The following is a 24,738-nucleotide window of genomic DNA, read 5'->3' as shown; positions in this document are numbered from 1 at the left end:
GTTAGAAACTGAAAACTGTGACCGAGACTGAAAACTTCCTAAATCGTCGTAAAAACCAATCCAACCGGAGAACATAATTCTATTTTCTTTCCTGTTGCAGTAAGTTTTCCGGTAGTTTTATCTCTTTTAAATATAATAATTTCATTGGTATACTGATGTCCTACTAAAAGATAATTACCCGTTGGATCAATTGCAAAATCCCTTGGCCCTTTTCCCTGAGTACTCACTTGTTCTATTTTGTTGATACTTCCATCTTTTAAAACAGTATAAACCGTAATCGAATTTAAATCTCCACGATCTGAAACGTATAAAAATTTACCGTCAGGCGAGATTTTAATTGCTGCAGAACTGTTTGTTCCTTTAAAATCTTTCGGAATAATGTTGGTTTCTTTTAGCAAAAGCTTCAGTCCCCTAGTTTTATCGTATGCAAAGGTAGTCAGTGTTCCATCCAATTCCTGTATTAAATACACATACTTTCCATCTTTACTAAAAGTCAAATGTCTTGGTCCACTTCCTTTTTTAACATCAACCGAACCTTTTAATTTTAAAATTTCATGTGCCGCCCCCGGATTGTATTGGTAAATAAAAACTTTATCTAAACCTAAATCATTAGCTAAAACAAATTTTTTATCCGGAGAAAAGGCAACCATATGTACATGTGCTTTTTCCTGACGCGCTTCATTTGTTCCTTTACCTTCATGCTGAATTAATTGCTGTCCTTCAGTAATACTTTCGTCAGCATTTTTTTTGAAAACAGCTATATTTCCTCCAGAATAATTAGCAATAATTACATTTTTACTATCATTGATCAAATGACAGGGATCTGCACCTAAAGCATCATTTTTATTTATTAATTTTATTTTACCACTTTTAGAATCGTAACTAAAAGCACTTACAGTACTTTGATTACCATTCTCATTTACGGCATAAACAAATTTATTATCGGCAGAAACTGATAAATAACTTGGACTTACTACATTCTCCGTAGCGTTTTTTAATTTAAAATCCCCAGAATTAACATCAAATTCATAAACATAAATCCCTTTGCTCTCGCACGTATTGGTATAGGTACCTACCAATAAATTAAATTTATTCTGAGCTTTTGAAGTAGTAACTGCCAAAGCTGAGAATACTATCAGATACATTCTTTTCATATTTTAAAGTGGTTTTTGAATTAGCTAAAATAGGCAATAATATCTTTTACTACAGATCTTTCACTTATAAATGAATTTTAAAAAGTTATATTATTCAATTTTTTTTTGAATAAAAAATCCAGCTTTGAAAGGCTTTAACTCTCAACAAATTTGTATTTTTGGCAGGCACATTTGCAAAAATATAATGTAGTGAAATAAATCAAAGCCTGAATGCATTTTAAACACCCCGAAATTCTATACTTTCTGTTCTTATTGATTGTTCCAATTTTGGTTCATTTATTTCAATTACGACGTTTTAAAACTTCTTATTTTACAAACGTGCGCTTTTTAAAAGAACTTGCTGTACAGACCCGCAAGAGCTCTAAAATCAAAAAAAGATTATTATTAGCTACACGATTATTATTATTGACTTGTGCTATTTTAGCTTTTGCCCAGCCTTTTTTCGAAGCAAAAGACCGTAAAAATGCATCAAACGAAATGTATATTGTTCTGGACAATTCTTTCAGCATGCAGGCCAAAGGAAAAAAAGGCGAATTATTAAAACGTGCTGTTCAGGAACTCTTAGAAAACACACCCGAAAATACTCAGTTTTCATTGTTGACCAATACCGAAAACTTTTGGAATACGGACATCAAATCTTCTAAAAGTTCACTTCAAAATCTAAAATACAGTGCAGCTCCATTTGAACTTTCAACGATAATGGCAAAGATAAAAGCGCATAAATCGGCACATAAAAAGGATATTGTCATTATTACCGATGCTATTGGCTTAGCCGAAAAAGATGTGAAAAATATTGATTCTGAAGAAAAACCTTATTTTATAATTTCCGAAGCAGAACAAAAAAACAACATTTCTATTGACAGTGTTTTTATTCATCAGACCTTAGAAAATTTCTACGAAATAGGAATTAATTTATCTGCATACGGAGATGATTTCAAACCAGTTTCAACCGCTTTATACAATCAAAACAAGCTGATTGCAAAAACGATTGTTAATTTCGATGCTAAGAAAAAAAAGAAAATCACCTTTACAATTCCAAAAGAAGCTTTTCACGGTTATGTGACAATTGAAGATAACGGTCTCGCTTATGATAACAAACTTTTTTTCAGTATTGCAAAAGCTAAAAAAACAAATGCTATCAGTATCGGGGAAACTGAAAAAAGTAATTTTTTATCCAGAATTTATACCTCCTCAGAATTCAATTATAACAATTATTCGATCAGCAGTTTAGACTATAATAGTATTGAAAAACAAAACACGATTATTCTGAATGAATTAATTGAAGTTCCTCAGGCCTTACAAACCACTTTAAAGGCGTTTGTTTCTAAAGGCGGGAATCTGGTTATGATTCCTTCTGAAAAATCTTCTGTTTCAAATCTAAACTCCTTCTTAAATAATTTTGGAAAAATTCAATTCAATAATCTAAAGACAGAAAGCAGACTGATTACAAAGATTAATTTTGACCATCCGCTGTTTTCAGGAGTTTTTGAAAATAAAATTACCAATTTTCAGTATCCAAAAACAAATTCTTATTTTGCTGTTTCAAGCCCATACCCTACCGTTTTATCTTATGAAGACCAAAGTGCTTTTGTAACCATGATTCCGAATTCTGTGGGTGGAATTAGCGTCTTTTCGGCACCAATAAATACAACAAATTCAAACTTTCAACAATCGCCTTTAATCGTTCCTCTTTTTTATAAAATGGCACAAAACAATCAAAAAACAGGTGTAAATGCCTTGGCAATTGGTACTAATCAGCCTTATTTTGTGGATGTTTTATTGAGCAAAGATGCCATTTTAGAAATAAAAGGAAATGATAACTCTTTTATTCCGATTCAGCAGATATTAAATAATAAAGTAAAACTAACCTTCAATGATTTCCCTGAAACAGCTGGAAATTACGGTGTTTTTGATAAAAAAGAATCCGTCGAAAACCTGAGTTTCAATTACAAACGAAGCGAAAGCGATTTGAGTCAGGTAAATACAAATGTGGTTTCAGATTTTAAAACCGCCGATACTATTTCGACCATATTTAACACCTTACAAACTGAACGTATAGACAGCAAGATTTGGAAATGGTTTGTTATCTTTGCACTGTTATTTTTAGCATTAGAAATGGCCATTATTAAGTTTGTAAAATAGATTTCACTATAATTTTGAATGTCTTACATTTTACAAAAATCATTTTACGACAAAAAAAATCTACATTATGAAAATAATCATCAGAAGCGCCAAAATTATCGATTCAACAAGTCCGTTTCATAACCAGACTGTTGATCTTTTAATAGCAGATGGTTTTATAGAAAAAATAGGGGTTTCAATTCTTGAAAGTGATGATACAACCGAAGTGAAATTTGACAGTCTGCATCTGTCGCAAGGGTGGTTTGATAGCAGTGTTTCTTTTGGAGAGCCCGGCTACGAAGACAGGGAAACGATTGCAAACGGATTGAATGTTGCAGCAAAAAGCGGATTTACAGCCATTGCTTTACAGCCTAATTCCTTTCCTGTAATCGATAATCAGTCTCAGGTAAATTTCGTAAAAACCAAAGCGAATGGTTTTGCTACAGAACTTTTTCCTATTGGTGCTTTAACAAAAGCCAGCGAAGGAAAAGATATGGCCGAATTGTTTGATATGAAAAAATCAGGTGCCATCGCTTTTGGAGATTACAACAAGAGTCTTGACAATGCCAACTTATTAAAAATCGCTTTGCAATATGTTCAGGATTTTGATGGTCTGGTAATTGCTTATTCACAAGATGCCAACATTAAAGGAAACGGAGTAGCAAATGAAGGAATTGTTTCGACACGATTAGGCTTAAAAGGAATCCCGAATTTAGCTGAAGAATTACAAATTACCCGAAACTTATTTTTACTGGAATATACGGGAGGCAAACTTCACATTCCAACGATTTCTACAGCAAAATCAGTTGAACTAATTAAAGAAGCAAAAGCAAAAGGTTTACAAGTAACTTGCAGCGTTTCTGTACATCATTTAGTTTTGACGGATGAAAAATTAGAAAGCTTCGATACACGTTTTAAAGTGACACCGCCATTACGAACTGAAGACGATAGAAAAGCACTTATCAACGCTGTTTTAGACGGAACAATTGATATGATTACTTCAGACCATAACCCCATTGATATTGAATTCAAAAAAATGGAATTTGATACCGCCAAAAACGGAACTATTGGCCTAGAAAGTGCTTTTGGAGCTTTACTGACCGTTTTGCCTTTAGAAACGGTAATCGAAAAATTAACTTCAGGAAAAGCTGTTTTCGGAATTGAAAACAATTCAATTGCGGAAGGTACAAAAGCAAATTTTACTTTCTTTACACCAAAGGGAAAATCAACTTTTACTACAGCAAATATTCTTTCAAAATCTAAAAATTCTGCTTTTTTAGGAACAGAAAGTGAAGGAGCTGTATATGGAATCTTAAATCAAAACCAACTTGTTATCACAAAATAATTAAAATGAATAATTCAATCGAAGAAGGAAAATCAATCGCTATTACCAGCTATATTTTAATCATTGGAGTATTAATTGCGATGTCAATGAACGCCGAAAATAAAAATAGTTTTGCTTCTTTTCATATCCGTCAGGCATTAGGTTTGTCTTTGGCTTTTATTTCTTTTGGAGCCATAATTAGTAATTTTGACAGCTTTTTTATTACTTTCCCAATGTGGATTTGTATTTCAATATTATGGACTTACGGGATCTTTAGTGCTATTCAGGGACAAACAAGGCCAATTCCGTTAGTTGGAGAATTATTTCAAAAATGGTTTAAATCGATTGGGTAAAATTCCAAAAGTAAAATTCCAAATTCCAATACCTTTGACAAAAAGTGGGCTTCACAAGGAACTCATAACCCATAACTCAAAACTTCCAAAAGAAATGAATCTATCTTTAGAATATAAAATACAAGAACCAAAAATAATTTTAGACAAAAATCCATTATTACTTTTATTACACGGATACGGCAGCAACGAAGCCGATTTGTTTTCGTTTGCTACTGAACTTCCGGATAATTATTATATCATTTCGGCAAGAGCTCCTTATGATTTACAATATGGCGCTTATGCCTGGTATGCCATTAATTTCGATGCTGATCAAAATAAATTTTCAGATAATGAACAAGCTAAAATTTCACGCGATTTAATCGGTAAATTTATTGATGAATTAACAGCCAATTATCCAATTGACGAAGAGCATGTAACCTTGGTCGGTTTTAGTCAGGGATCTATTTTGAGTTATGCTGTTGCACTTTCTTACCCTGAAAAAATCCAGAGAGTAGTCGCTATGAGTGGTTATTTTAATGAAGAAATCATCAAGGAAGGTTACGAGAAAAACGACTTCAAAAACCTGAAAATATTTGCTTCACACGGAACTGTAGATCAGGTAATTCCTGTGGATTGGGCGAGAAAAACCCCTGCTGTTTTGGAAAAATTAAATATTCCGGTTACTTATAAAGAATATCCTGTTGGTCATGGAGTTGCGCCACAAAATTTCTTTGATTTTAAGAGTTGGCTGCTTAATTAGTATTTGGTTTTCAGTCTCAGTTTTCAGTTTTTTTTGCGACTGAAAACTGAGACTGAGACTAAATTACTTCTGATACAACAAGGACTGATTCACCTCAAAATCAATCGATTCATTATCATTGACAAAATACTTCAATAAAACCTCACCCCAAATTTCTCCATTGCTAAAATCGGCAATAATCCAACGGTGATTTAAAACTTTTACTTTATTGATGATAAATTTGTTCGGACCTATTTTATCCTGTCCTGTATAAGGATTTCCGTTTGGATTTGTATTTAAATCTAATAATTTCTCCGTCACAATTGGAATCAGTTTTTCATATAAAATTACTTTTCCTCCTGAAGCACTTTTATCAAAATAATTTTGTGCATTTTCATTATTTTCTAACGTGAAATAATTTGATTCTGCCAGTTTCGATGAAACCAAACCTATACTATCTCTCAGTCTTTTAGTAGTTTTTTCATATCGTTCTTTTTCAAATTTCACTTCTCTGCTATAAAACATATAAGTAAAAATGTTCATTAAAATTGCTAATAAAAAAAGATAAAGCATTAAGGATTTCTTCATTTGTAAGTATAATTAAATGGTGATTTCTAAATTATCATAAGCCAGGAAAACATTTTCAGGAAGTTGCTTCTGCACTTCTTCATGAAATCCTAAGACATGGCTGATATGGGTTAAATAAGCTTTTTCAGGTTTTACTAAATTGATAAAATCCAGTGCCTCCTGCAGATTAAAATGGGTATCATGAGGTTCTACCCGCAAGGCATTTACAACCAAAACCTTAAGGTTTTTTAATTTTTCAATTTCAGATTTTTCGATGGTTTTCACATCTGTTAAATACGCAAAATCATCGATTCTATATCCAAAAACCTGCAAATCACCGTGCATTACATTTATCGGGATAGCCATTTTATCTCCAATAGCAAAAGGTTTATCATTGATTACTTCAATCGTTTTTACACTTGGTGCACCCGGATATTTATTTACTGTTTCAAAAACATAGTCAAAACGATGTTTAAGATTATCAATAACGCGTTGATGAGCATAAACCGGAATTTCGCCTTGTCTGAAATTAAATGGACGAATATCATCTAAACCTGCCGTATGATCGGCATGTTCATGTGTAAATAAAATTGCATCGAGTTTTCGACAGCCACAGGAAAGCATTTGCTGCCTGAAATCAGGTCCACAATCTACAACATACGAATGCTCGTCCCATGTGATCCAAATCGACACACGAAGCCTTTTGTCTTTAGCATCTGTGCTCTTACAAACAGGGTGATCAATTCCAATAATGGGAATACCCTGAGAAGTACCGGTACCTAAAAAATAGATCTTCAATTGAACTTGTTTTTTTTACAAAAATAGGGATTATTTCTCTTTCATTAGAACGCTAATTTACTAACTTTGTAACAAATCTATTTAAAATAAAATGGGTACAGAAATAAAACTCAAAGGTGACAAGGTCATCGCTCAGATTCCTTCTATAAAAGACAAAGCACTACGCATTAATTTAAACGAGAATATTTACGGAACTTTTGCAGAAATTGGCGCTGGACAAGAAACAGTGAGGCATTTTTTCAGATCCGGCGGTTCATCAGGAACAATTGCAAAAGCAATGTCTGCCTACGATAAGGATTTTAGTGATGCTGTTTACGGAACTGAAAGCGATGGGCGCTATGTGACAGAAAATCGACTCAAAAAAATGTTAACCTTTGAAGGAGAACTGATTGAAGAACGTTTGAGCAGAGAAAAACACCCAAACAAGCTCTTTTTTAGTTATGCTAATACTGTGGCCACTATAGATTTTGCCAAACAATTTAAAGGACATGGCTGGGTTGGAATCCGATACCAGATTGAACCAGACGAAGCTTATAACGAAATTATCCTGCACATTCGTTTTAAAGAAACTGATGCTAGATTACAACAGGAAACATTAGGAATCTTAGGTGTTAACCTGATTTACGGTGCTTTCTACAAATACAATGATCCAAAACGATTGCTTCGTTATCTATACGATCACCTTGATAAAGATCAGCTCGAAATAGACACCATTAATTTCTCAGGGCCGCGTTTTGCAGATGTTGACAACCGTTTAATGAGTTTACAATTGGTAAAAAACGGCATGACCGATGCTGTAATGTTTAATCCGGAAGGAAAAAACATTTTGCCGGCAGCTATTTTATACAAAAAGAACCTTCTTGCCTTTAGAGGAAGTTTTCGCCCGGTTACAAATGTAAATCTGGATATGTATGAAAAAGCATTAAAAATGTTTCTTGATGAAAGTAAGGTAGAAAAAGAAAATACACTTGTTATTTTTGAAATCACACTTTCTAATTTACGCTCTGATGGTGAAATTGATGAACGTGATTTTATGGACAGAGCCGAATTGCTTTGCTCATTAGGACAAACTGTTATGATTTCTAATTTTCAGGAATATTATAAAGTGGTGGAATATTTTGCTAATTATACCAAAGCCCGTATGGGACTTGCAATGGGTGTCAATAATTTAGTTGATATTTTTGATGAGAAATATTACCGCCATTTAAGCGGAGGAATCCTTGAAGCCTTCGGAAAATTATTCTACCGCGACATGAAAGTATTTTTATACCCAATGCTTGGTGAAGATGGCGAAATTATTACTTCTGAAAACCTAAAAGTACATCCTAGAACGAAAGAATTGTATAAATTCTTTAAATTCAACGGAAAAGTAGTTGATATTGTAGACTATAATCCTGATATTTTAAATGTATTCTCCCGGGAGGTATTAAAAATGATTAGTCAGGGAATATCAGGATGGGAACCTATGCTTCCATCGGGAGTCGCTGAAATCATAAAAGAACATCATCTTTTTGGGTATCATCCACAAAAGGCATTAGAAAAGAATTAAATCAAATTTTATTAATTCGAATTATTAAGTCCAGAAAAGAATCGATCTTTTTTGGACTTTCTTTTTCACTAAAATTTATTTCAATTTTCTGCGTTTTAAATTATCATTCAATTTTTAGTACTTTTAATAAAAAATAAAACCATGAAAATTATAGCCTTTGCAGGAAGTAACAGCCAACAATCTATCAATAAGCGCTTAGCAACTTATGCAGCAAAACAATTTGAAAATGCCGAAATAGAAATTTTAGATTTGAATGATTTTGCCATGCCTTTATTCAGCGTTGATTTAGAAAAAGAGATTGGCCAGCACGAACTTGCAAAATCATTTCTAAAAAAAATAGAAAGTGCCGATATTCTTGTTGTTTCGCTAGCTGAAAATAATGGAAATTATTCTGTTGCTTTTAAAAATGTATTCGATTGGAGTTCCAGAATCCTTAAAGATGTTTTCCAGCAAAAACCAATGCTTTTGATGGCAACTTCGCCCGGAGCAAGAGGTGGCGCTTCGGTTTTGGAAATTGCAAAAACTGCTTTCCCAAGATATGGTGCTCAGGTAAAAGGATTGTTTTCATTACCCTCTTTTAATACTAATTTTGATTTGGAAAAAAATAAAATCTCAAATCCCGAATTCGATAATGAACTAAAAACAATTGTGAAAAACAGTTTTAATTAATGAAAATTAAAGAATTCATTTTTGCATTTATTTTTTTTAATGTCATTTGCCTGCATACATCCTACTCTCAAAGATATAATGCTGTTGATAATATCGTTTTGAAATACCCCAACTTTGATAGTACTAAAGAGTTAGCAAAAAGAATTGAAAAAGATTTTAAATCTGATTATGACAAAGCAAGAGCTATTTATAGCTGGATAGCTTTTAATATAGAATATGATTTTAATGCGTATTTAAATCCGTCAAAAACACAGGGTTTTTCTTATCGGACGGAAGATGAAAAACAACGAAAAATACAAGAATTTAATACCCAAATACTTCAAAAGGCTTTCAAATCTGAAAAAGCAGTTTGTGAAGGGTTTACCCTTTTATTTCAGCATTTAAGTTCATTAGTTGGAATTAAATCGGAAGTTGTCAAAGGTGATTCAAAGACAAGACTGATCGATATTGGCCGAAAAAATACCAGTTCAAATCACGCATGGAACATCGCTTTAATTGATAAAAAATGGCGTTTAATCGATGTGACCTGGGGACAAGGCTATTATGACAACAACAAAGGCAAAATGGTAAAAGATTTTGACCCTCTGTATTTTGACACAGAACCAGATTACTTTTTTGCCAAACATTTTCCTGATTCAGGTACTTTTCTTGGTAAAAAATTAAATAAGAACGAATTTCTAAATGGCCCTTTAATTTACAACAAAGCAATTTCAGGTGACTATAAAATCATAACTCCTGAATCCGGAATACTTGAGGCCAATAAAGGTGATAAGATAACTTTTGTGATTAAAAACATTTCAAAATCCGATCCGTTTTATTACGTGAATAAAAAAAATCAGCCTGTTCGAATTGTGAACTCAAAAGAAAAAAGAGGCGGTTTGGAATTTCAGGTTGTTTTTGATAATACTATTGGGGATTATCTCACATTTTATCTGGATACGTATAGCATTGTTTCTTTTAAAGTAATTTCTAAGTAGTTATTAATCGCTAACTATATCTCTTTCTTATTTTACGTAATTAGCGTAACTTAGCAATTACTGATAAAACATTAACAGCCTGAATTATGGAAACAATTTTTCTAAAATCGATCTTAGATAATGATTTCTATAAATTTACAATGCAGCATGCCGTAATCAAGCTTTTTCCAAAAGCAAAAGTTCGTTATGCTTTTATCAATCGTGGCAAACACATTTTTCCGCAAGGCTTTGCAGATTTACTTCGAAAATCAGTGGACGTGATGGCAGATCTGAAACTCACCAAAGATGAAAAGAATTATTTATCACACTACTGTCATTATCTTGATCCTACTTATTTAGATTTTCTGCAGGGCTATAGTTACGATCCGTCAGAAGTTCAAATTACCCAGGAAGGCTCAGAAATCAAAGTGATAATCGAAGGATATTGGTATCGTACTATTTTATGGGAAGTGCCCTTGATGGCTTTAATTTCAGAGCTTTTCTATAAATCCAATCATTTAATCCGTCTGAATGATGAAGCTATAAAAGAACGAACCAAAAGCAAAATTGATAATTATAATAAACTGGGAGTTTCTATTTTAGAATTTGGCACCAGACGCCGTCATTCTTACGATGTTCATGATTTGGCAATAGAAACTTTACAAACTTTTGGCAGACAGAGTTTTTTAGGAACCAGCAATGTACATCTTGCGATGATCAATAACAGAAGACCTTTAGGGACACATGCACACGAATGGTTTATGTTTCATGCCGCCCAATACGGTTTTAAAATGGCCAATTCGATGAGTCTGGAACATTGGACACAAGTTTACGGAGGCGATCTAGGAATTGCGCTTACAGACACATATACTGCAAATATATTTTTTAGCCAGTTTGATAAAAAATACTCCAAACTCTTTGATGGTGTTCGGCACGACAGCGGTGATCCGATAGAGTTCGCGCAAAAAGTAATTTCACATTACACCAAAATGGGAATTGATCCAAAATCAAAAGCGATTGTTTTCTCTGATTCCCTCAATTATGATAAAGTTAAAATCATAGCCGATTTCTGTAAAGACAAAATCAAAATGTCTTTCGGAATTGGAACAAATTTCACAAACGATGTAGGCCTCCCTGCAATGAATATGGTGATTAAATTAACTGATACAAAACTCGATAACACCCATTGGCAGGGTGTTGTGAAACTTTCTGACGAAAAAAACAAAAACACAGGAACTCCCGAAATGATTGCTCTGGCGAAACAAGTGCTCGGAATTAAATCTTAATTTTTTGTAAAATAACTGATTTTTTATATTTTTAGCCGTCGTATTATTTTAAAATCAATTTAAATCGCTTTTAAACTGTTATTATTCATAACAAAAAAAGAATACGCTTTCATTTTTTACCCAGAAATGGTACATTAGCCAAAAATCCTTAATTCATTTATGCTAGAGCAAAATCAATACAACGAAGATAACATTCGTTCACTCGATTGGAAGGAACATATTCGTATGCGTCCGGGTATGTACATCGGAAAATTAGGGGACGGATCATCACCGGATGATGGTATTTATATTCTTTTAAAAGAAGTTCTGGACAACTGTATCGATGAATTCGTTATGGGTGCCGGAAAAACTATTGAAGTAACAATCAAGGACAAAACAGTTTCAGTACGTGACTACGGACGTGGAATTCCGTTAGGAAAAGTAGTTGACGTAGTTTCCAAAATGAATACAGGCGGAAAGTACGATTCTAAAGCTTTCCAGAAATCGGTTGGTTTAAACGGAGTCGGAACAAAAGCTGTAAATGCTTTGTCAGACTATTTCCGTGTAGAATCTGTTCGTGACGACAAACAAAAAGCAGCTGAATTCTCTGCCGGAAATCTGGTTCAGGAAGAAGATGTTATTGACACTACCAAACGAAAAGGGACGAAAGTTACATTTACTCCAGACGAAACTATTTTCAAAAATTATAAATTCCGTTTAGAATATGTCATCAAAATGGTCAAAAACTATTGTTATCTAAACAATGGTCTGACGATTATTTTTAACGGCGAAAAATATATTTCTGAGAATGGCCTTAGAGATTTATTAGAAGAAACCATTAACGAAGAAGATTTAGAATATCCAATCATTCATTTGAAAGATCATGATATCGAAATTGCTTTAACGCACAGTAAAACACAATACAGCGAAGAATACCACTCTTTTGTAAACGGTCAGAACACCACACAAGGAGGAACGCACTTAGCCGCTTACAGAGAAGCAATTGTAAAAACCATTCGGGAATTTTACAACAAAAACTTTGAAGCATCTGATGTACGTAAATCAATCGTAAGTGCGATTAGTATTAAGGTGATGGAACCGGTTTTTGAGTCTCAGACCAAAACCAAATTAGGTTCAACCGACATGGGTTCTGATGACGGAACACAACCGGTTTCTGTTCGTACTTTTGTAAACGATTTTATCAAAACCAAATTAGACAATTATTTACATAAAAATCCGCCGACTGCCGAAGCCTTGTTACGTAAAATATTGCAAGCCGAAAGAGAGCGTAAAGAATTATCCGGAATTAGAAAATTGGCTACAGATCGTGCTAAGAAAGCCAATCTTCACAATAAAAAACTAAGAGACTGCCGCGCACATCTTCCGGATACAAAAAACCCAAGAAACTTAGAAAGTACGCTTTTTATTACTGAGGGAGACTCCGCTTCCGGATCAATCACAAAATCGCGTGACGTAAATACTCAAGCCGTTTTTAGTTTGCGTGGTAAACCTTTGAATTCCTACGGAATGACAAAAAAAATTGTGTATGAAAACGAAGAATTCAATTTACTGCAAGCTGCATTAGATATCGAAGACGGATTAGAAAAATTGAGATACAACAATATCGTAATCGCAACCGATGCCGATGTCGACGGTATGCACATTCGTTTGTTATTGATTACATTTTTCCTTCAGTTTTTTCCGGAATTGATCAAAGAAGGACATTTGTATATTTTACAAACACCGCTTTTCAGGGTTCGAAACAAGAAAGAAACCATTTACTGTTATTCGGAAGAAGAAAGAAAAGATGCCATCGAAAAGCTAAAGCCAAAGCCGGAAATCACGCGATTTAAAGGTTTAGGAGAAATTTCTCCGGATGAGTTTAAAAATTTCATTGGAGATACCATTCGCCTTGACCCCATTATGATGGATAAAAATACCTCGATTGAGCAATTGTTGTCTTTTTATATGGGGAAAAATACACCAGACAGACAAGATTTTATTATCAAGAATCTGAAGGTGGAAATTGACGAACTGGAAGAAATATAAAAAATGGAAAAGAAGAAATTAATTTATGCAGCATTAGTGTTTATTGTAAGTTTTGCAATCACTTATGTCTTAATTAAAAATTATAAAAAAAGTCAGAATACAATTGAAAACATTTAGGTTAAATAAAAATTTAAGTAATAAATGCGGCTTTTGATATTTGAATTTCGTTAACAGTGTTGACGAAATTTAAAATTTAATTATATAAGCTAGTTTTAATTATATGTGATATATAATCTAACCGGCTTTAATAAAAAACAAACAAAATGATAAATAAAATATCGTTTAAAAATTATAAGCTTTTTAAAGAAGAGCAAACGCTAGAATTAAAACCAATTACGATTTTGATTGGGAAGAATAATAGTGGAAAAAGTGCTGTTGCAAAGTTACCAACTTTGATATCAGGAAGTTTAAGTGGAGAATTTGATGAACCTGTTCGTTGGGAAAATGAAGGAATTGAATTAGGAACTGAAATTCGAGATTTAATTTATGAAAAATCAGCAAGTGGCGATTTAATATTTAGAATAGATAATAATACTAAATTTTTAAAATTCAGTTTAACATTAATAAAAGAAGAAAATGATACTTTTTCTTCGATGATTAGTTATTGGAATTATAATGATGAACTAGAATTAAAATTTAATTTTTCTAAAAGAATTTATGAAGATGTTAAAAGCTCTATTGAGTTAGATTGTATTTTTAAAGGAATTTTGCTAATAGAAATTATTAATAATCTAGATATTAATATCCCAAAATTAGATGATTTTAATTTTAATTTTGATTACATAGGTGCCTATAGAATAATTCCTGATAACAAGGGGTATGAAAAACCAAAAGATAAAATTATTGAAAAAGTTGGCATTAGAGGAGAACAATCCTATTCAATACTTGTTAATGATTTTTTGAATGACGATAAATTATTGCTTTCTAAAATTACAAACTGGTATAAAAACAATTTTGAGGGCTGGGGAATAAATATTGATAGTAGTGATTCTAAGAGGAATTTGTATTATTTTGATTTAGAGAGAAAAATACCACGAAAAACAAGTGTAAGTTTGAAATTTGTTGGACAAGGGATGGGACAAATTTTGCCATTAGTTACAAGAGCTTTTATGAATGTAGAAAAGCCAATGTTAACAATTATTGAAGAGCCAGAATTGCACTTACATCCTTCTGCACATGGACATTTAGCAGAATTATTTGTAAGTTCCTTAGAGAACAATAATAAAAACTATTTGATTGAAACTCATTCTGAAAATTTTATTTTAAGATTGCGAAGGTTAATTGCTGAAGGAAAGTATGCTTTTTTTACAGAGGAAAAAATTAAAATTTATTACATAAATTATGATGAACAAAATAATGAAAGTGTTTTAGAAGAAGTTTTTGTTGATCGTAATGGGAATGTTAAAAATTGGCCGAAAAAGATTTTTAGTGAATCTTTAGACGAGTTAATTGCTATTAAAAATGCTCAAAAACAATCATGATGTGGGTAGAAATTAAGAGTGATATTTTTACTTTAGATAATTATAAAAAAATCATATTTCTTTTAGGAATTATATCTGAAAGACCTTTTATGTCTAATAATACTAAAGCAAAGGTTTACGTAGAATATGACTTAATTTCCAATACAGATCTTTTTGAAAAATTGGATTCAATAGATAAAGAATTTTTAGAAGATTCATTTAAACAATATTTTTACGAAGATAATCCAGAGATAAAATATATGGTATCAAATCAAATAAGAAAAGATATTTTTAATTTAGATGAAGCAATTGTATTGCTGAAGGAACCATTTTGGATTATATTAGAAAACAATAAAAATGATGAGAATTTTATTAAGTCAATAATATTTCATTTTGATAATACTGAAGATAAATACCTTACTGATTGCGTAAAAAATCGATGGATTCAATTTGATAATGCTGGTGGGTGTGGGAATGTTAAAAATTTAATTAAAGGTAGATTAAATTCATTTGAGAATTTAGCTGCTCAAAATAATGCCGAGCTAAAAAAATATTATCAAGCTTTTGTAATTTTAGATAGTGATAAAGATTATGAAAATCAAAATATTAAACAAGATTATATTAATCTCATTGAATATTTAGAAACTATTGATGTCAATTTTCATATTCTGGAAAAAAGAGCAATGGAAAATTACATGCCTAACGAAGTTTTATCAGAAATAAAAAATGCGAAGTCAGCAAGTTCTGATCAAAATGATATTCAATGTGTAAAATGGATTGATGTATATTTCAATTTATCTGAGTCTCAAAGAAATTTTTTAAAATATTCAGGACATGATTCATTTGATGACTTACCAAATGATGCACAAGAACTATATAGAAATCAGCTTACGGTCAATTATGAGTTTTTGCAAAATGGAATGAAATATAGAGATACTAGACAAAATATTGAGAGTGAAGAAAGACGTTTCAAAAATGCTTTTCCTAAGTTATTTTTAGAATCTTCTGTTATAAATAAAAAAACATTAAACGATAGGTGTGGTTCTAATGAGTTGCAAACTATCTTTGACTCAATAAATAGTTTGTTATGAGTACCATATTAAGTTTAGAAACTACAATCAAGGGTTTTGATTATTATATTAGGAAAATTTCCAATGGAGAGATACAAATACCTGAATTTCAAAGAGATTTTATTTGGGAATTAGATAATGTTATTAACTTATTAGAAAGTATAAAAAAAAATTATCCAATTGGTTCTTTCTTATTTTGGAAACCAATTGAAAAGTTTGGAATCACTAAAGATATTGGGCCTTATGAATTAGATGAAACTCAAAAAGTAGCATTCGAAAAAATAAATTGTCAATACGTGCTAGATGGGTATCAAAGAATTTCTACACTTTTCGGTTGTTTAATAAATCCATCAAAAAATTCAAATTTTATTTTAAATAAAAAGGTTTACGATAATACTTTTAAGATTTTTTATAATCTTGATTCTGAAGAATTCGAAACTTTTAGAGGTGTTGATAAAGACCGAGAAAGTTTTATAGTTCCAATATATATAATCTTGGATAATTTTGATGTTATTACACAAAGTGAAAAAATTTATAAGGAAGTTGAAAATAATGAAATTGCAGAAATATTCATTAATAGATTAAAAAGATTAAATACTTCTTTTACAGATTATAAATTACCATCTATTGAAATAGAAGGAGGTGAATTACAAGAAGCTATTGATATATTTACTCTTTTGAATAAAGAAGGAAAACCAATTTCGCCAGATTGGATATTATCTGCAAAAACATATACCAATAGTTTTAGATTAGGGACTCTTATTGATGAGGTACTTGAAGAATTAGAACAGTTTAATTTTTATGATAAAAAACCAAGAGAAACTGCAACAAGAGAACTAGTTTTTAGAAGTATTCAAAGTTCTTTCGGGACTCTATATTTAGACAATAAAAAAACAGATGTAATTACTTTGTCAAAAAAACCTGAATTTGTTGAAGTAGTTCAAAAAACAGCAAAAAGTATCATAAAGGCAACTAAATTTTTATTTGAAGAATTATTAGTTGTTGATGGTAAACTGCTTCCGGCAGGAATGCAATTTATATTCTTAGTAGAATTTTTTAATTATGTTGATGAACCAAGTCCTACACAAATAGAAAAATTGAAAGAATGGTTTTGGATTACTTCATTTTCAAATTATTTTACAATATATAATCCTGCTAAAAGAAAAGAAGCTTTTAGGGTTTTTCAAGAATTTGCAAAAGGGAAAATCGATAATCCATTATTTAATGATAAACCTAGTGTTAAATTTGTAGTTCCTGACTTACCTAATAAAATAACATTAGGCTCTGTAAGAGCAAAAACATATATTTTATTTTTGTTAAATTACTCAAACAATTTTAATAAAATTAATTTCGAGGAAGTAGAAGGTTATAAAATATCAAAATTATTATCCCATACATTTGAATTTTCACCTTTTTTTAACTTGGATAATTATAATATTATTGTAAAACTAGATAAAATTGATAATGATTCTGAAAAAAGAAGATTTAAATCACTAATTAAAAAGAAAACAAAGGATTTATCATACTTATTGGATGTAACATTTGTAAATGAATTAGATAATTTATTTATAGATGAAAAGATGATAAATGAATATAAAGAGAAAAATGTAGAAAATGTTTTATCTGAAAGAGAAAGTTTGATTACTGCAGCTGAAAAAAGCTTTGTAGAAAAATTAAATTTAGATCATAACTATTTTCCGTTTTAAGCATTTAATTATATGAAAGACGAAGAAGACGATAACATAATTCCAAACGACGACGAAAATAATTCTGATGAAAATCCGCTTGATGAAAATCAAGAAGGAGATGACGAAATTATCGATGTAGATGCCAAGCATTTTGAAGGACAGCATTTTTACGAAAATCAGGAAGAAGAAGGAGAAGACGTGATTACGAAAGTAACCGGTATGTACAAAGACTGGTTTCTGGATTATGCTTCATACGTAATTCTGGAACGTGCAGTTCCAGCTATTGAGGACGGTTTTAAACCTGTTCAGCGTCGTATTATGCACTCTTTAAAAGAACTGGATGACGGTCGTTATAATAAAGTTGCGAATGTCGTTGGTCACACCATGCAGTATCACCCTCACGGAGATGCGAGTATTGGTGATGCCATGGTGCAAATTGGTCAAAAAGATTTACTGATTGACTGCCAGGGAAACTGGGGAAATATCCTAACGGGAGACGGAGCAGCAGCTTCTCGTTACATTGAAGCACGTTTGTCTAAATTTGCTTTGGAGGTTTTATATTCTCCAAAAATTACCGATTGGGGTGTTTCGTATGATGGCCGTCGTGCAGAACCAAACAATCTTCCTGTAAAATTTCCATTGCTTTTGGCACAGGGAGCAGAAGGGATTGCGGTTGGTTTATCAACAAAAGTTTTACCACATAACTTTAATGAATTAATTGATTCGTCGATTAAAATCTTAAAAGGAAAACCGTTTACGCTCTATCCAGATTTTATGACTGCTGGTATTGCAGACGTTTCGAATTACAATGATGGAATGCGTGGCGGGCGTGTACGCGTGCGTGCTAAAATTTCGCAGTTAGATAAAAATACACTGGTGATAACGCAGATTCCGTTTTCTACTAATACCTCGAGTTTAATTGACAGTATTTTGAAAGCCAATGAAAAAGGCAAAATCAAAATCAAGAAAATTGAAGACAACACTGCAGCTGAAGTCGAGATTCTGATTCATCTTTTTCCGGGTGTTTCTCCTGATAAAACGATTGATGCGTTGTTTGCCTTTACAGCCTGCGAAACTTCTGTAGCACCTTTAGGCTGTGTGATTGAAGACAACAAACCGTTGTTTATCGGAGTTTCGGAAATGTTGAAAATATCAACCCACAGAACGGTTGATCTGCTTCGTCAGGAATTAGAAATCCAGTTAGAAGAATTAAAAAATAAATGGCATTTTTCTACTTTAGAAAAAATCTTCATCCGCGAAGAAATGTACATTGACTTCAAACTATACGGAGACAGAGAATCTCTTTACAAATATTTGTATGACCGATTTGAGCCTTTCAAAAAATCATTTGTCAGAGAAATAAACGACGATGATTTGCAAAGACTGACTCAGATTCCGATGATTCGAATTACCCGTTTCGACTCTGACAAAGCAGATGATTTGATTGCGAGATTAGAAGATGAAATGAAAGAGGTAGAACACAATCTGGAACATCTTACCGATTTTGCTATTGCTTACTTCACCAAACTAAAAGAAAAATACGGAAAAGGCCGCGAACGCCAGACAGAACTTCGTGTTTTTGATAATGTGGAAGCCACAAAAGTAGTTTTAAGAAATACTAAATTATACGTTAACCGTGAAGAAGGATTCGTAGGAACAAGCTTAAAGAAAGACGAATACGTAGCCGATTGTTCTGATATTGATGATGTAATTGTCTTTTTACGTGACGGTAAAATGATGATCACAAAAGTTGATTCTAAAACCTTTATCGGAAAAGATATTATACATGTTGCCGTATTTGATAAGAGTGATAAACGTACGATTTATAATATGATGTATCGTGATGGAAAATCAGGTCCTTCATATATAAAACGTTTTAATGTTACGGGAGTTACACGTGATAAACCTTACGATTTGACAAATGGCACAAATGGTTCGCAGGTGGTTTATTTTTCACATAATCCGAATGGTGAAGCTGAAGTTGTAACTATTTTGCTACGCCAGATTGGAACGATTAAAAAACTGAAATTTGATATTGATTTTGCCAAGTTAGCTATTAAAGGACGTGCTTCAAAAGGAAATCTGGTCACTAAATATCCAATTAAGAAAATCGAGCTAAAAGAAAAAGGAATTTCGACTTTACTGCCAAGAAAAGTATGGTTTGATGATACTGTAAAACGTTTAAATGTTGACGGCAGAGGCGAATTGCTTGGCGAATTCAAACCTACAGACAAAATTCTGGTAATCAGTCAGTCCGGAAAACTAAAAGTGATTATTCCGGAACTTTCTACTCATTTTGAAGAAGATATGATTATTCTGGAAAAATGGAAACCTAAGAAACCAATTTCCGCAATTTATTATGATGGTGAAAAAGAGCGATATTTCTTAAAACGTTTCCTTGTTGAAAATGAAGGTAAAGAAGAAAGTTTTATTACCGACCATCCAAATTCGCAGTTAGAAATCGTTTCGACAGATTACCGTCCTGTGGCACAATTGGTTTTTGCTAAAGTAAAAGGAGTTCAGAAAGAAGATCTACATATTGATGTTGAAGATTTTATAGCCGTAAAAGGGTTTAAAGCTTTAGGAAATCAGTTGACAACTGACAAATTAAGACAAGTTAATTTGTTAGATCCGCTGCCTTACGAGGAACCCGTTGAAGAAGTCCCGGAAAAACCAGAGATCTCAGAAGATAATCCGGTCGAAACAGAACTGGATGATGATGGCCAGATTGGTTTGGTTTTAGAATAATAAAATGATACATAGAGGCTGTCGGAAAAGTAAAAGAAATTATTATATTTCTTTATTTCAATGATAATTTATTGAAAAAATATCTTCTAAAAGAGTTTTTACTGATATATAGTCAATAAAAAAAACCTGAAAAATATTAATAATTTTCAGGTTTTTACTTTTCGGACAGCCTCTTTAACTAAAACCTATTTCAGGATTTGTGCTGCATGTTCTTTTGTTTTGACCTGAGAAATAACCTCATCGATAATTCCGTTTTCATCAATTATAAAGGTTGTTCTGTGGATGCCGTCATATTCTTTCCCCATGAACTTTTTAGGCCCCCAAACACCAAACGCATTAATTACCGATTTGTCTTCATCTGCCAATAACGGAAAAGGGAATTCATATTTGTCTTTGAATTTTAATTGTGCTTTCTGGCTATCAGCACTTACACCTAGAATTTCGTAATTATTAGCTTTAAAACGCTCAAAATTATCCCTTAAATCACAGGCTTCTGCCGTGCAGCCTGGCGTACTGGCTTTTGGATAAAAGAAAACTACCAATTTTTTTCCGGCATAATCTGCCAATGCATGTGTTTTTCCGTCCTGATCGATTCCTGAAAAATCTGGAGCTTTATCGCCTTTTTGTAATGTTGTCATCTCTTAAATTGTTAATTATCAATTGTTAATTATTTTTTTTTATGCCCCGGGTTGCAGTAAAAACCCCAGAGTTGTGGCAGTTTACATTTTTTGTATTGGCAAAGCGACCAGCGGAAGCTCTTGCAAATACTTAAAAATGGTACTGACACAATGAGGAGTTGGAACGGAAAACCGGATTAGGCACAACATAAAAATTATACTATTTTTACAGCTCTAAAAATACGGAAATGAATAAAGAAGCCCGAGTACAATTTGTTATAAATACGTTAAAAGAACTCTACCCTACTATACCTGTTCCACTTGACCATAAAGATCCTTATACTTTATTAATTGCCGTTTTGCTTTCAGCACAATGCACAGATGTTCGGGTGAACCAAATTACTCCTTTATTATTTGATAAGGCTGATAATCCGTATGATATGATTAAAATGTCTGTTGAGGAAATTAAGGAAATTATTCGCCCCTGCGGGCTATCACCTATGAAATCGAAAGGAATTCATGGTTTGTCGCATATTTTGATTGATAAACACAATGGAGAGGTTCCTCAGAGTTTTGAGGCTCTCGAAGCTTTGCCGGCAGTTGGACACAAAACAGCAAGTGTTGTCATGTCTCAGGCTTTTGGTGTTCCTGCTTTTCCTGTTGACACTCATATTCACCGATTGATGTACAGATGGAATCTTTCGAACGGTAAAAATGTGGCTCAGACGGAAAAAGATGCAAAAAGATTATTTCCCAGAGAATTATGGAATGACCTTCATCTACAAATTATCTGGTATGGCCGTGAATATTCACCTGCAAGAGGCTGGAGTCTGGAAAAAGATATCATTACGAGAACTATTGGCAAAAAATCTATTATTAAAGAGATGAGTAAAAGTTTCATTCAACACCGTTCCATTGACAGAATTAAAAACGAATAAAAACACAACGCTTTTATTTATTTTAAAACCTTTGTGTTTTTTATTTCCTATTTTTAGTTACTGGCCGCTTTTAGCGCATCATACTCTTTTGTCATATCAAGAGAACGGTAAATCCCTAAGAGTGTTTTTATTACTTCCTGATTTTTTGGTTCAATTGACAATGCCTTTTGAAGATACGGAATTGCACTCCTTATTATATCATCTTTTTTTGCCGTTAGCTTATCATATTCCAGCATTTCTTTTTTAGAATTACCTAAAGCATCTATCTTATCTGTTAATTCTTTTTTCGACTGAAGTTTTAAATATGCCAGATTAATATAAGAATCAATAAAATTAGGATTTAGCTCTATAAGGTAATTATAGACAGCTTCAGCTTTTATAAAATCTTTTTTCTCTAAGTAAGCATATGCTAAGTTTCTGTTGACATCGAATTTTCTGGAAGGTATCGCTTCGTTTCTCGGTTTCTCGTAAAGCCCTTCCTGGATATAGGATTCACGTGCTTTTGGAGAGATAAAAGCATCTTCTTCTTTTGTTTTTTTGTTAGTGGCATAATAGATAATGCCGTTTCCTGAAAAATTAATTTTTTTTAACTGCTCATAATGCTGAATTGCCAGATTATATTCTTTTGCATTTAAATAAGCAGCAGCAGCATTATACAAATTTAATGTATCTTTTTTATCAAATAAATATACTTTATAACTCTTTTCAGCACTTTCTTTGAAATTACCTGCTTTAAAATCTTCTGTGGCACCATTCACCAATTTTGATTTCATATCCTTTAATGCCAAATTTGCTTTTACTGAAAATTTGTATTTTCCAGATTCATTTTCGTATAAAATTACATCCTGATAGGACTGTGATGCATCAGAAAAATTAGTGGCAGCATCTATGTTCCTGATGGCCAAATCTTTTAATACATTCCCTTTTAAAAAATAAAATTCAGATTTTTCTTCATCTGGTGCATTCAGAATGAGATATTCGTTTTTCTTTAAAATTACAATTGCCTCTTCTGATTTTCCTTTTTCAAACAAGGACTGAGCATCTTTTATTTGAGACTTTTGAGAATATACTCCAACATTTATCAATACTATTGATAACATTATAAATTTTAATTTCATGTTTTGGATTAGTTTGATTGTTAAAATAGATTTTTGATAAGCATCTCGTTGCTAAAATGGTATTAACTGGAATCGTAGAGAGATTCGCATGGTTATCAAACTAAATGAAATAACTAGGGTAGTTTTTTATCATATCAACTTATTTTAGAGGGTTAAACATTTTTTTTAAATGATTAAAAACAAATTTTTAACAATATTTAAATTATAAATGTTTTTTAAATTAACTTTTTTTATACAAAAAAATTAATTTTTATCTAAAATAGAATTAAAAAACGAATACACAAATAAAATACAAACTATTTTTTTAAACAAATCATTAAAACAAATATTAACTTATAATAATGTCCATTTTACTGCATTGCGGATTAAACGTCAAATAATAGTTCATTATGAATAAAAGTAATTCAAAAAAAAACTCACTATTTGTATTTGTATACAGATAGTGAGCTTTCAACAAAAACGACCAATTTGGTTTTTTTCGAATAAACATCCGACAAAGTAGTGGGCTGCTTAATTAGCTATGATCTCAAAACTTTTATTATCGATTTTCACAACTTTTAATGCTTGTGAATAACTTAGCAAAAAAGAAATGACCTCCTTTTTGGGTTTTAAGTCTTTAGAAGCTAATGCTTTCTTAGAGTAAATTTTCGCCATACTATGAAAATGTTTTATAGTAATATAACGAGCCATTACTCAAAATAGTATTAGTTGGTTAAAATAATTTGATGCTTTTCAATAATTTTTCTTAAATTCATTAATGCATAGCGCATCCTTCCTAATGCTGTATTTATACTTACTCCAGTCAGTTCAGAGATTTCCTTGAAACTCATATCCTGATACATTCGCATCATTAATACTTCTTTTTGATCTTCTGGAAGCTCCAGAATTAGTTTTTTTAGATCTAATTCTACCTGATCTAAAATCATTTTTCCTTCAATCGTTAAAGAATCATCAGACATAACAGAAAAAATAGAAAACTCTTCAGTTTCTCTATACATTGGCATTTTTTTGGTTTTACGAAAGTGATCCACAATTAAATTATGTGAAATCCGCATTACCCATGGTAAAAATTTACCTTCCTCGTTATATGAATTGGATTTTAAAGTTTTAATAACTTTAATGAAAGTGTCCTGAAAAATATCATTTGAAATGTCTCTATCAGCAATCTTTGAATATATGAATCCATAAATTTTGGATTCATGCCTTTTTATTAATGTTGCTAAAGCATTTTCATTGCCTTCAACATAATTTTTAACCAATAGAGCGTCAGGAATATGCAGATCAGCCATAATACTACTTTTTTAGTTTAGTTTAAAATTTGGAGTAATTTTCTAAAAAGTAGTTTTATTGTATAGGCCTGTTTTTTTGAGTTTGTTAATAATCAGTCCAAATTTAACAAATTTTTATTTTAAAAAGCAAATGAATAAGATAATAATTAATAATAAAATTCATTGTTGTCCGATAAATAATTTCGTTTTGTTAAATATTGTATATTTTTAGATACTTAACGAGGTTCTATCTTGCTTTAGCTTGTTTTTTAGTATTGTCATTAGAATTCAATAAATGGAAAATATAA

Annotated in this window: 20 protein-coding genes; 14 read left to right on the top strand and 6 right to left on the bottom strand. The window is 31.8% G+C overall.

All coding sequences use genetic code 11. The annotated features are described in order from the left end of the window. Positions 1-38: 38 nt before the first annotated feature. The gene (locus tag DMB65_RS10640; protein WP_110306634.1) at positions 39-1,154 is read right to left on the bottom strand and encodes a lactonase family protein; all 1,116 of its coding nucleotides are present in this window, start codon (positions 1,152-1,154) and stop codon (positions 39-41) included. A 210-nt stretch (positions 1,155-1,364) separates the two neighbouring features. Between DMB65_RS10640 and DMB65_RS10635 the strand changes: the two genes are divergently transcribed. The 4 genes from DMB65_RS10635 (at position 1,365) to DMB65_RS10620 (ending at position 5,691) form a co-directional block, all read left to right on the top strand. Next, complete coding sequence (locus DMB65_RS10635) at positions 1,365-3,296, top strand: vWA domain-containing protein (protein WP_110306633.1); 1,932 nt, start codon at positions 1,365-1,367, stop codon at positions 3,294-3,296. 67 nt (positions 3,297-3,363) lie between these two features. After that, positions 3,364-4,620 (top strand): dihydroorotase, encoded by a 1,257-nt coding sequence (locus DMB65_RS10630; protein WP_110306632.1) that lies wholly within the window; start codon positions 3,364-3,366, stop codon positions 4,618-4,620. Between the two features lie 5 nt (positions 4,621-4,625). Next, positions 4,626-4,952 (top strand): hypothetical protein, encoded by a 327-nt coding sequence (locus DMB65_RS10625; RefSeq protein ID WP_110306631.1) that lies wholly within the window; start codon positions 4,626-4,628, stop codon positions 4,950-4,952. A 94-nt stretch (positions 4,953-5,046) separates the two neighbouring features. Further along, the gene (locus DMB65_RS10620) at positions 5,047-5,691 is read left to right on the top strand and encodes an alpha/beta hydrolase (RefSeq protein WP_110306773.1); all 645 of its coding nucleotides are present in this window, start codon (positions 5,047-5,049) and stop codon (positions 5,689-5,691) included. A gap of 63 nt (positions 5,692-5,754) precedes the next feature. Here DMB65_RS10620 and DMB65_RS10615 read toward each other — a convergent pair whose 3' ends face one another. Both DMB65_RS10615 and DMB65_RS10610 read right to left on the bottom strand, forming a co-directional pair. After that, positions 5,755-6,258 carry a hypothetical protein gene (locus DMB65_RS10615; RefSeq protein ID WP_110306630.1) on the bottom strand — a complete coding sequence of 168 codons (504 nt, stop codon included), beginning with the start codon at positions 6,256-6,258 and terminating at the stop codon, positions 5,755-5,757. 12 nt (positions 6,259-6,270) lie between these two features. Beyond that, positions 6,271-7,035: an MBL fold metallo-hydrolase gene (locus DMB65_RS10610; protein WP_110306629.1), complete on the bottom strand. Its 765-nt coding sequence runs from the start codon at positions 7,033-7,035 to the stop codon at positions 6,271-6,273. Between the two features lie 91 nt (positions 7,036-7,126). Here DMB65_RS10610 and DMB65_RS10605 point away from each other — a divergent pair, with 91 nt between their 5' ends. The 9 genes from DMB65_RS10605 (at position 7,127) to DMB65_RS10565 (ending at position 20,489) form a co-directional block, all read left to right on the top strand. Further along, the gene (locus DMB65_RS10605) at positions 7,127-8,584 is read left to right on the top strand and encodes a TonB-dependent receptor (RefSeq protein ID WP_110306628.1); all 1,458 of its coding nucleotides are present in this window, start codon (positions 7,127-7,129) and stop codon (positions 8,582-8,584) included. A 141-nt stretch (positions 8,585-8,725) separates the two neighbouring features. Further along, positions 8,726-9,253: an NADPH-dependent FMN reductase gene (locus DMB65_RS10600; RefSeq protein ID WP_110306627.1), complete on the top strand. Its 528-nt coding sequence runs from the start codon at positions 8,726-8,728 to the stop codon at positions 9,251-9,253. Beyond that, positions 9,253-10,230, top strand: a complete 978-nt coding sequence (locus tag DMB65_RS10595; RefSeq protein WP_110306626.1) for a transglutaminase domain-containing protein — start codon at positions 9,253-9,255, stop codon at positions 10,228-10,230. Before DMB65_RS10600 ends, DMB65_RS10595 begins: the two co-directional genes overlap by 1 nt. A gap of 86 nt (positions 10,231-10,316) precedes the next feature. Continuing rightward, positions 10,317-11,495: a nicotinate phosphoribosyltransferase gene (gene pncB / locus DMB65_RS10590; RefSeq protein WP_110306625.1), complete on the top strand. Its 1,179-nt coding sequence runs from the start codon at positions 10,317-10,319 to the stop codon at positions 11,493-11,495. Positions 11,496-11,654: 159 nt separating this feature from the next. Next, on the top strand, positions 11,655-13,523 hold the full coding sequence (locus tag DMB65_RS10585) for a DNA topoisomerase IV subunit B (RefSeq protein ID WP_110306624.1): 1,869 nt from the start codon (positions 11,655-11,657) through the stop codon (positions 13,521-13,523). Positions 13,524-13,786: 263 nt separating this feature from the next. Beyond that, on the top strand, positions 13,787-15,004 hold the full coding sequence (locus DMB65_RS10580; RefSeq protein WP_110306623.1) for an AAA family ATPase: 1,218 nt from the start codon (positions 13,787-13,789) through the stop codon (positions 15,002-15,004). After that, on the top strand, positions 15,001-16,074 hold the full coding sequence (locus DMB65_RS10575) for a hypothetical protein (protein ID WP_123955321.1): 1,074 nt from the start codon (positions 15,001-15,003) through the stop codon (positions 16,072-16,074). Before DMB65_RS10580 ends, DMB65_RS10575 begins: the two co-directional genes overlap by 4 nt. Then, positions 16,071-17,759: a DUF262 domain-containing protein gene (locus DMB65_RS10570; protein WP_110306621.1), complete on the top strand. Its 1,689-nt coding sequence runs from the start codon at positions 16,071-16,073 to the stop codon at positions 17,757-17,759. Before DMB65_RS10575 ends, DMB65_RS10570 begins: the two co-directional genes overlap by 4 nt. A gap of 12 nt (positions 17,760-17,771) precedes the next feature. Next, a complete protein-coding gene (locus DMB65_RS10565) occupies positions 17,772-20,489 on the top strand; it encodes a DNA gyrase/topoisomerase IV subunit A (RefSeq protein WP_110306620.1) in 2,718 nt (905 codons plus the stop codon). Between the two features lie 185 nt (positions 20,490-20,674). On the opposite strand, the gene bcp is transcribed toward DMB65_RS10565, so the two are convergent. Then, positions 20,675-21,127 carry a thioredoxin-dependent thiol peroxidase gene (bcp, locus tag DMB65_RS10560; protein ID WP_110306619.1) on the bottom strand — a complete coding sequence of 151 codons (453 nt, stop codon included), beginning with the start codon at positions 21,125-21,127 and terminating at the stop codon, positions 20,675-20,677. A gap of 227 nt (positions 21,128-21,354) precedes the next feature. Here bcp and DMB65_RS10555 point away from each other — a divergent pair, with 227 nt between their 5' ends. After that, positions 21,355-22,044, top strand: coding sequence for an endonuclease III domain-containing protein (locus DMB65_RS10555; protein WP_110306618.1), 690 nt, complete (start codon positions 21,355-21,357; stop codon positions 22,042-22,044). A gap of 53 nt (positions 22,045-22,097) precedes the next feature. Here the strand turns inward: DMB65_RS10555 and DMB65_RS10550 are convergent, their stop codons facing one another. Both DMB65_RS10550 and DMB65_RS10540 read right to left on the bottom strand, forming a co-directional pair. Further along, positions 22,098-23,162, bottom strand: coding sequence for a tetratricopeptide repeat protein (locus DMB65_RS10550; RefSeq protein ID WP_230470647.1), 1,065 nt, complete (start codon positions 23,160-23,162; stop codon positions 22,098-22,100). 704 nt (positions 23,163-23,866) lie between these two features. After that, on the bottom strand, positions 23,867-24,451 hold the full coding sequence (locus DMB65_RS10540) for an RNA polymerase sigma factor (RefSeq protein WP_110306616.1): 585 nt from the start codon (positions 24,449-24,451) through the stop codon (positions 23,867-23,869). Between the last annotated feature and the right edge of the window lie 287 nt (positions 24,452-24,738).

This window comes from Flavobacterium cheongpyeongense (assembly GCF_003202435.1).
Lineage (GTDB): Bacteria > Bacteroidota > Bacteroidia > Flavobacteriales > Flavobacteriaceae > Flavobacterium > Flavobacterium cheongpyeongense.
The sequence above is the reverse complement of the archived record's forward strand: the minus strand, read 5'-3'. Positions and strand labels throughout refer to the sequence as shown.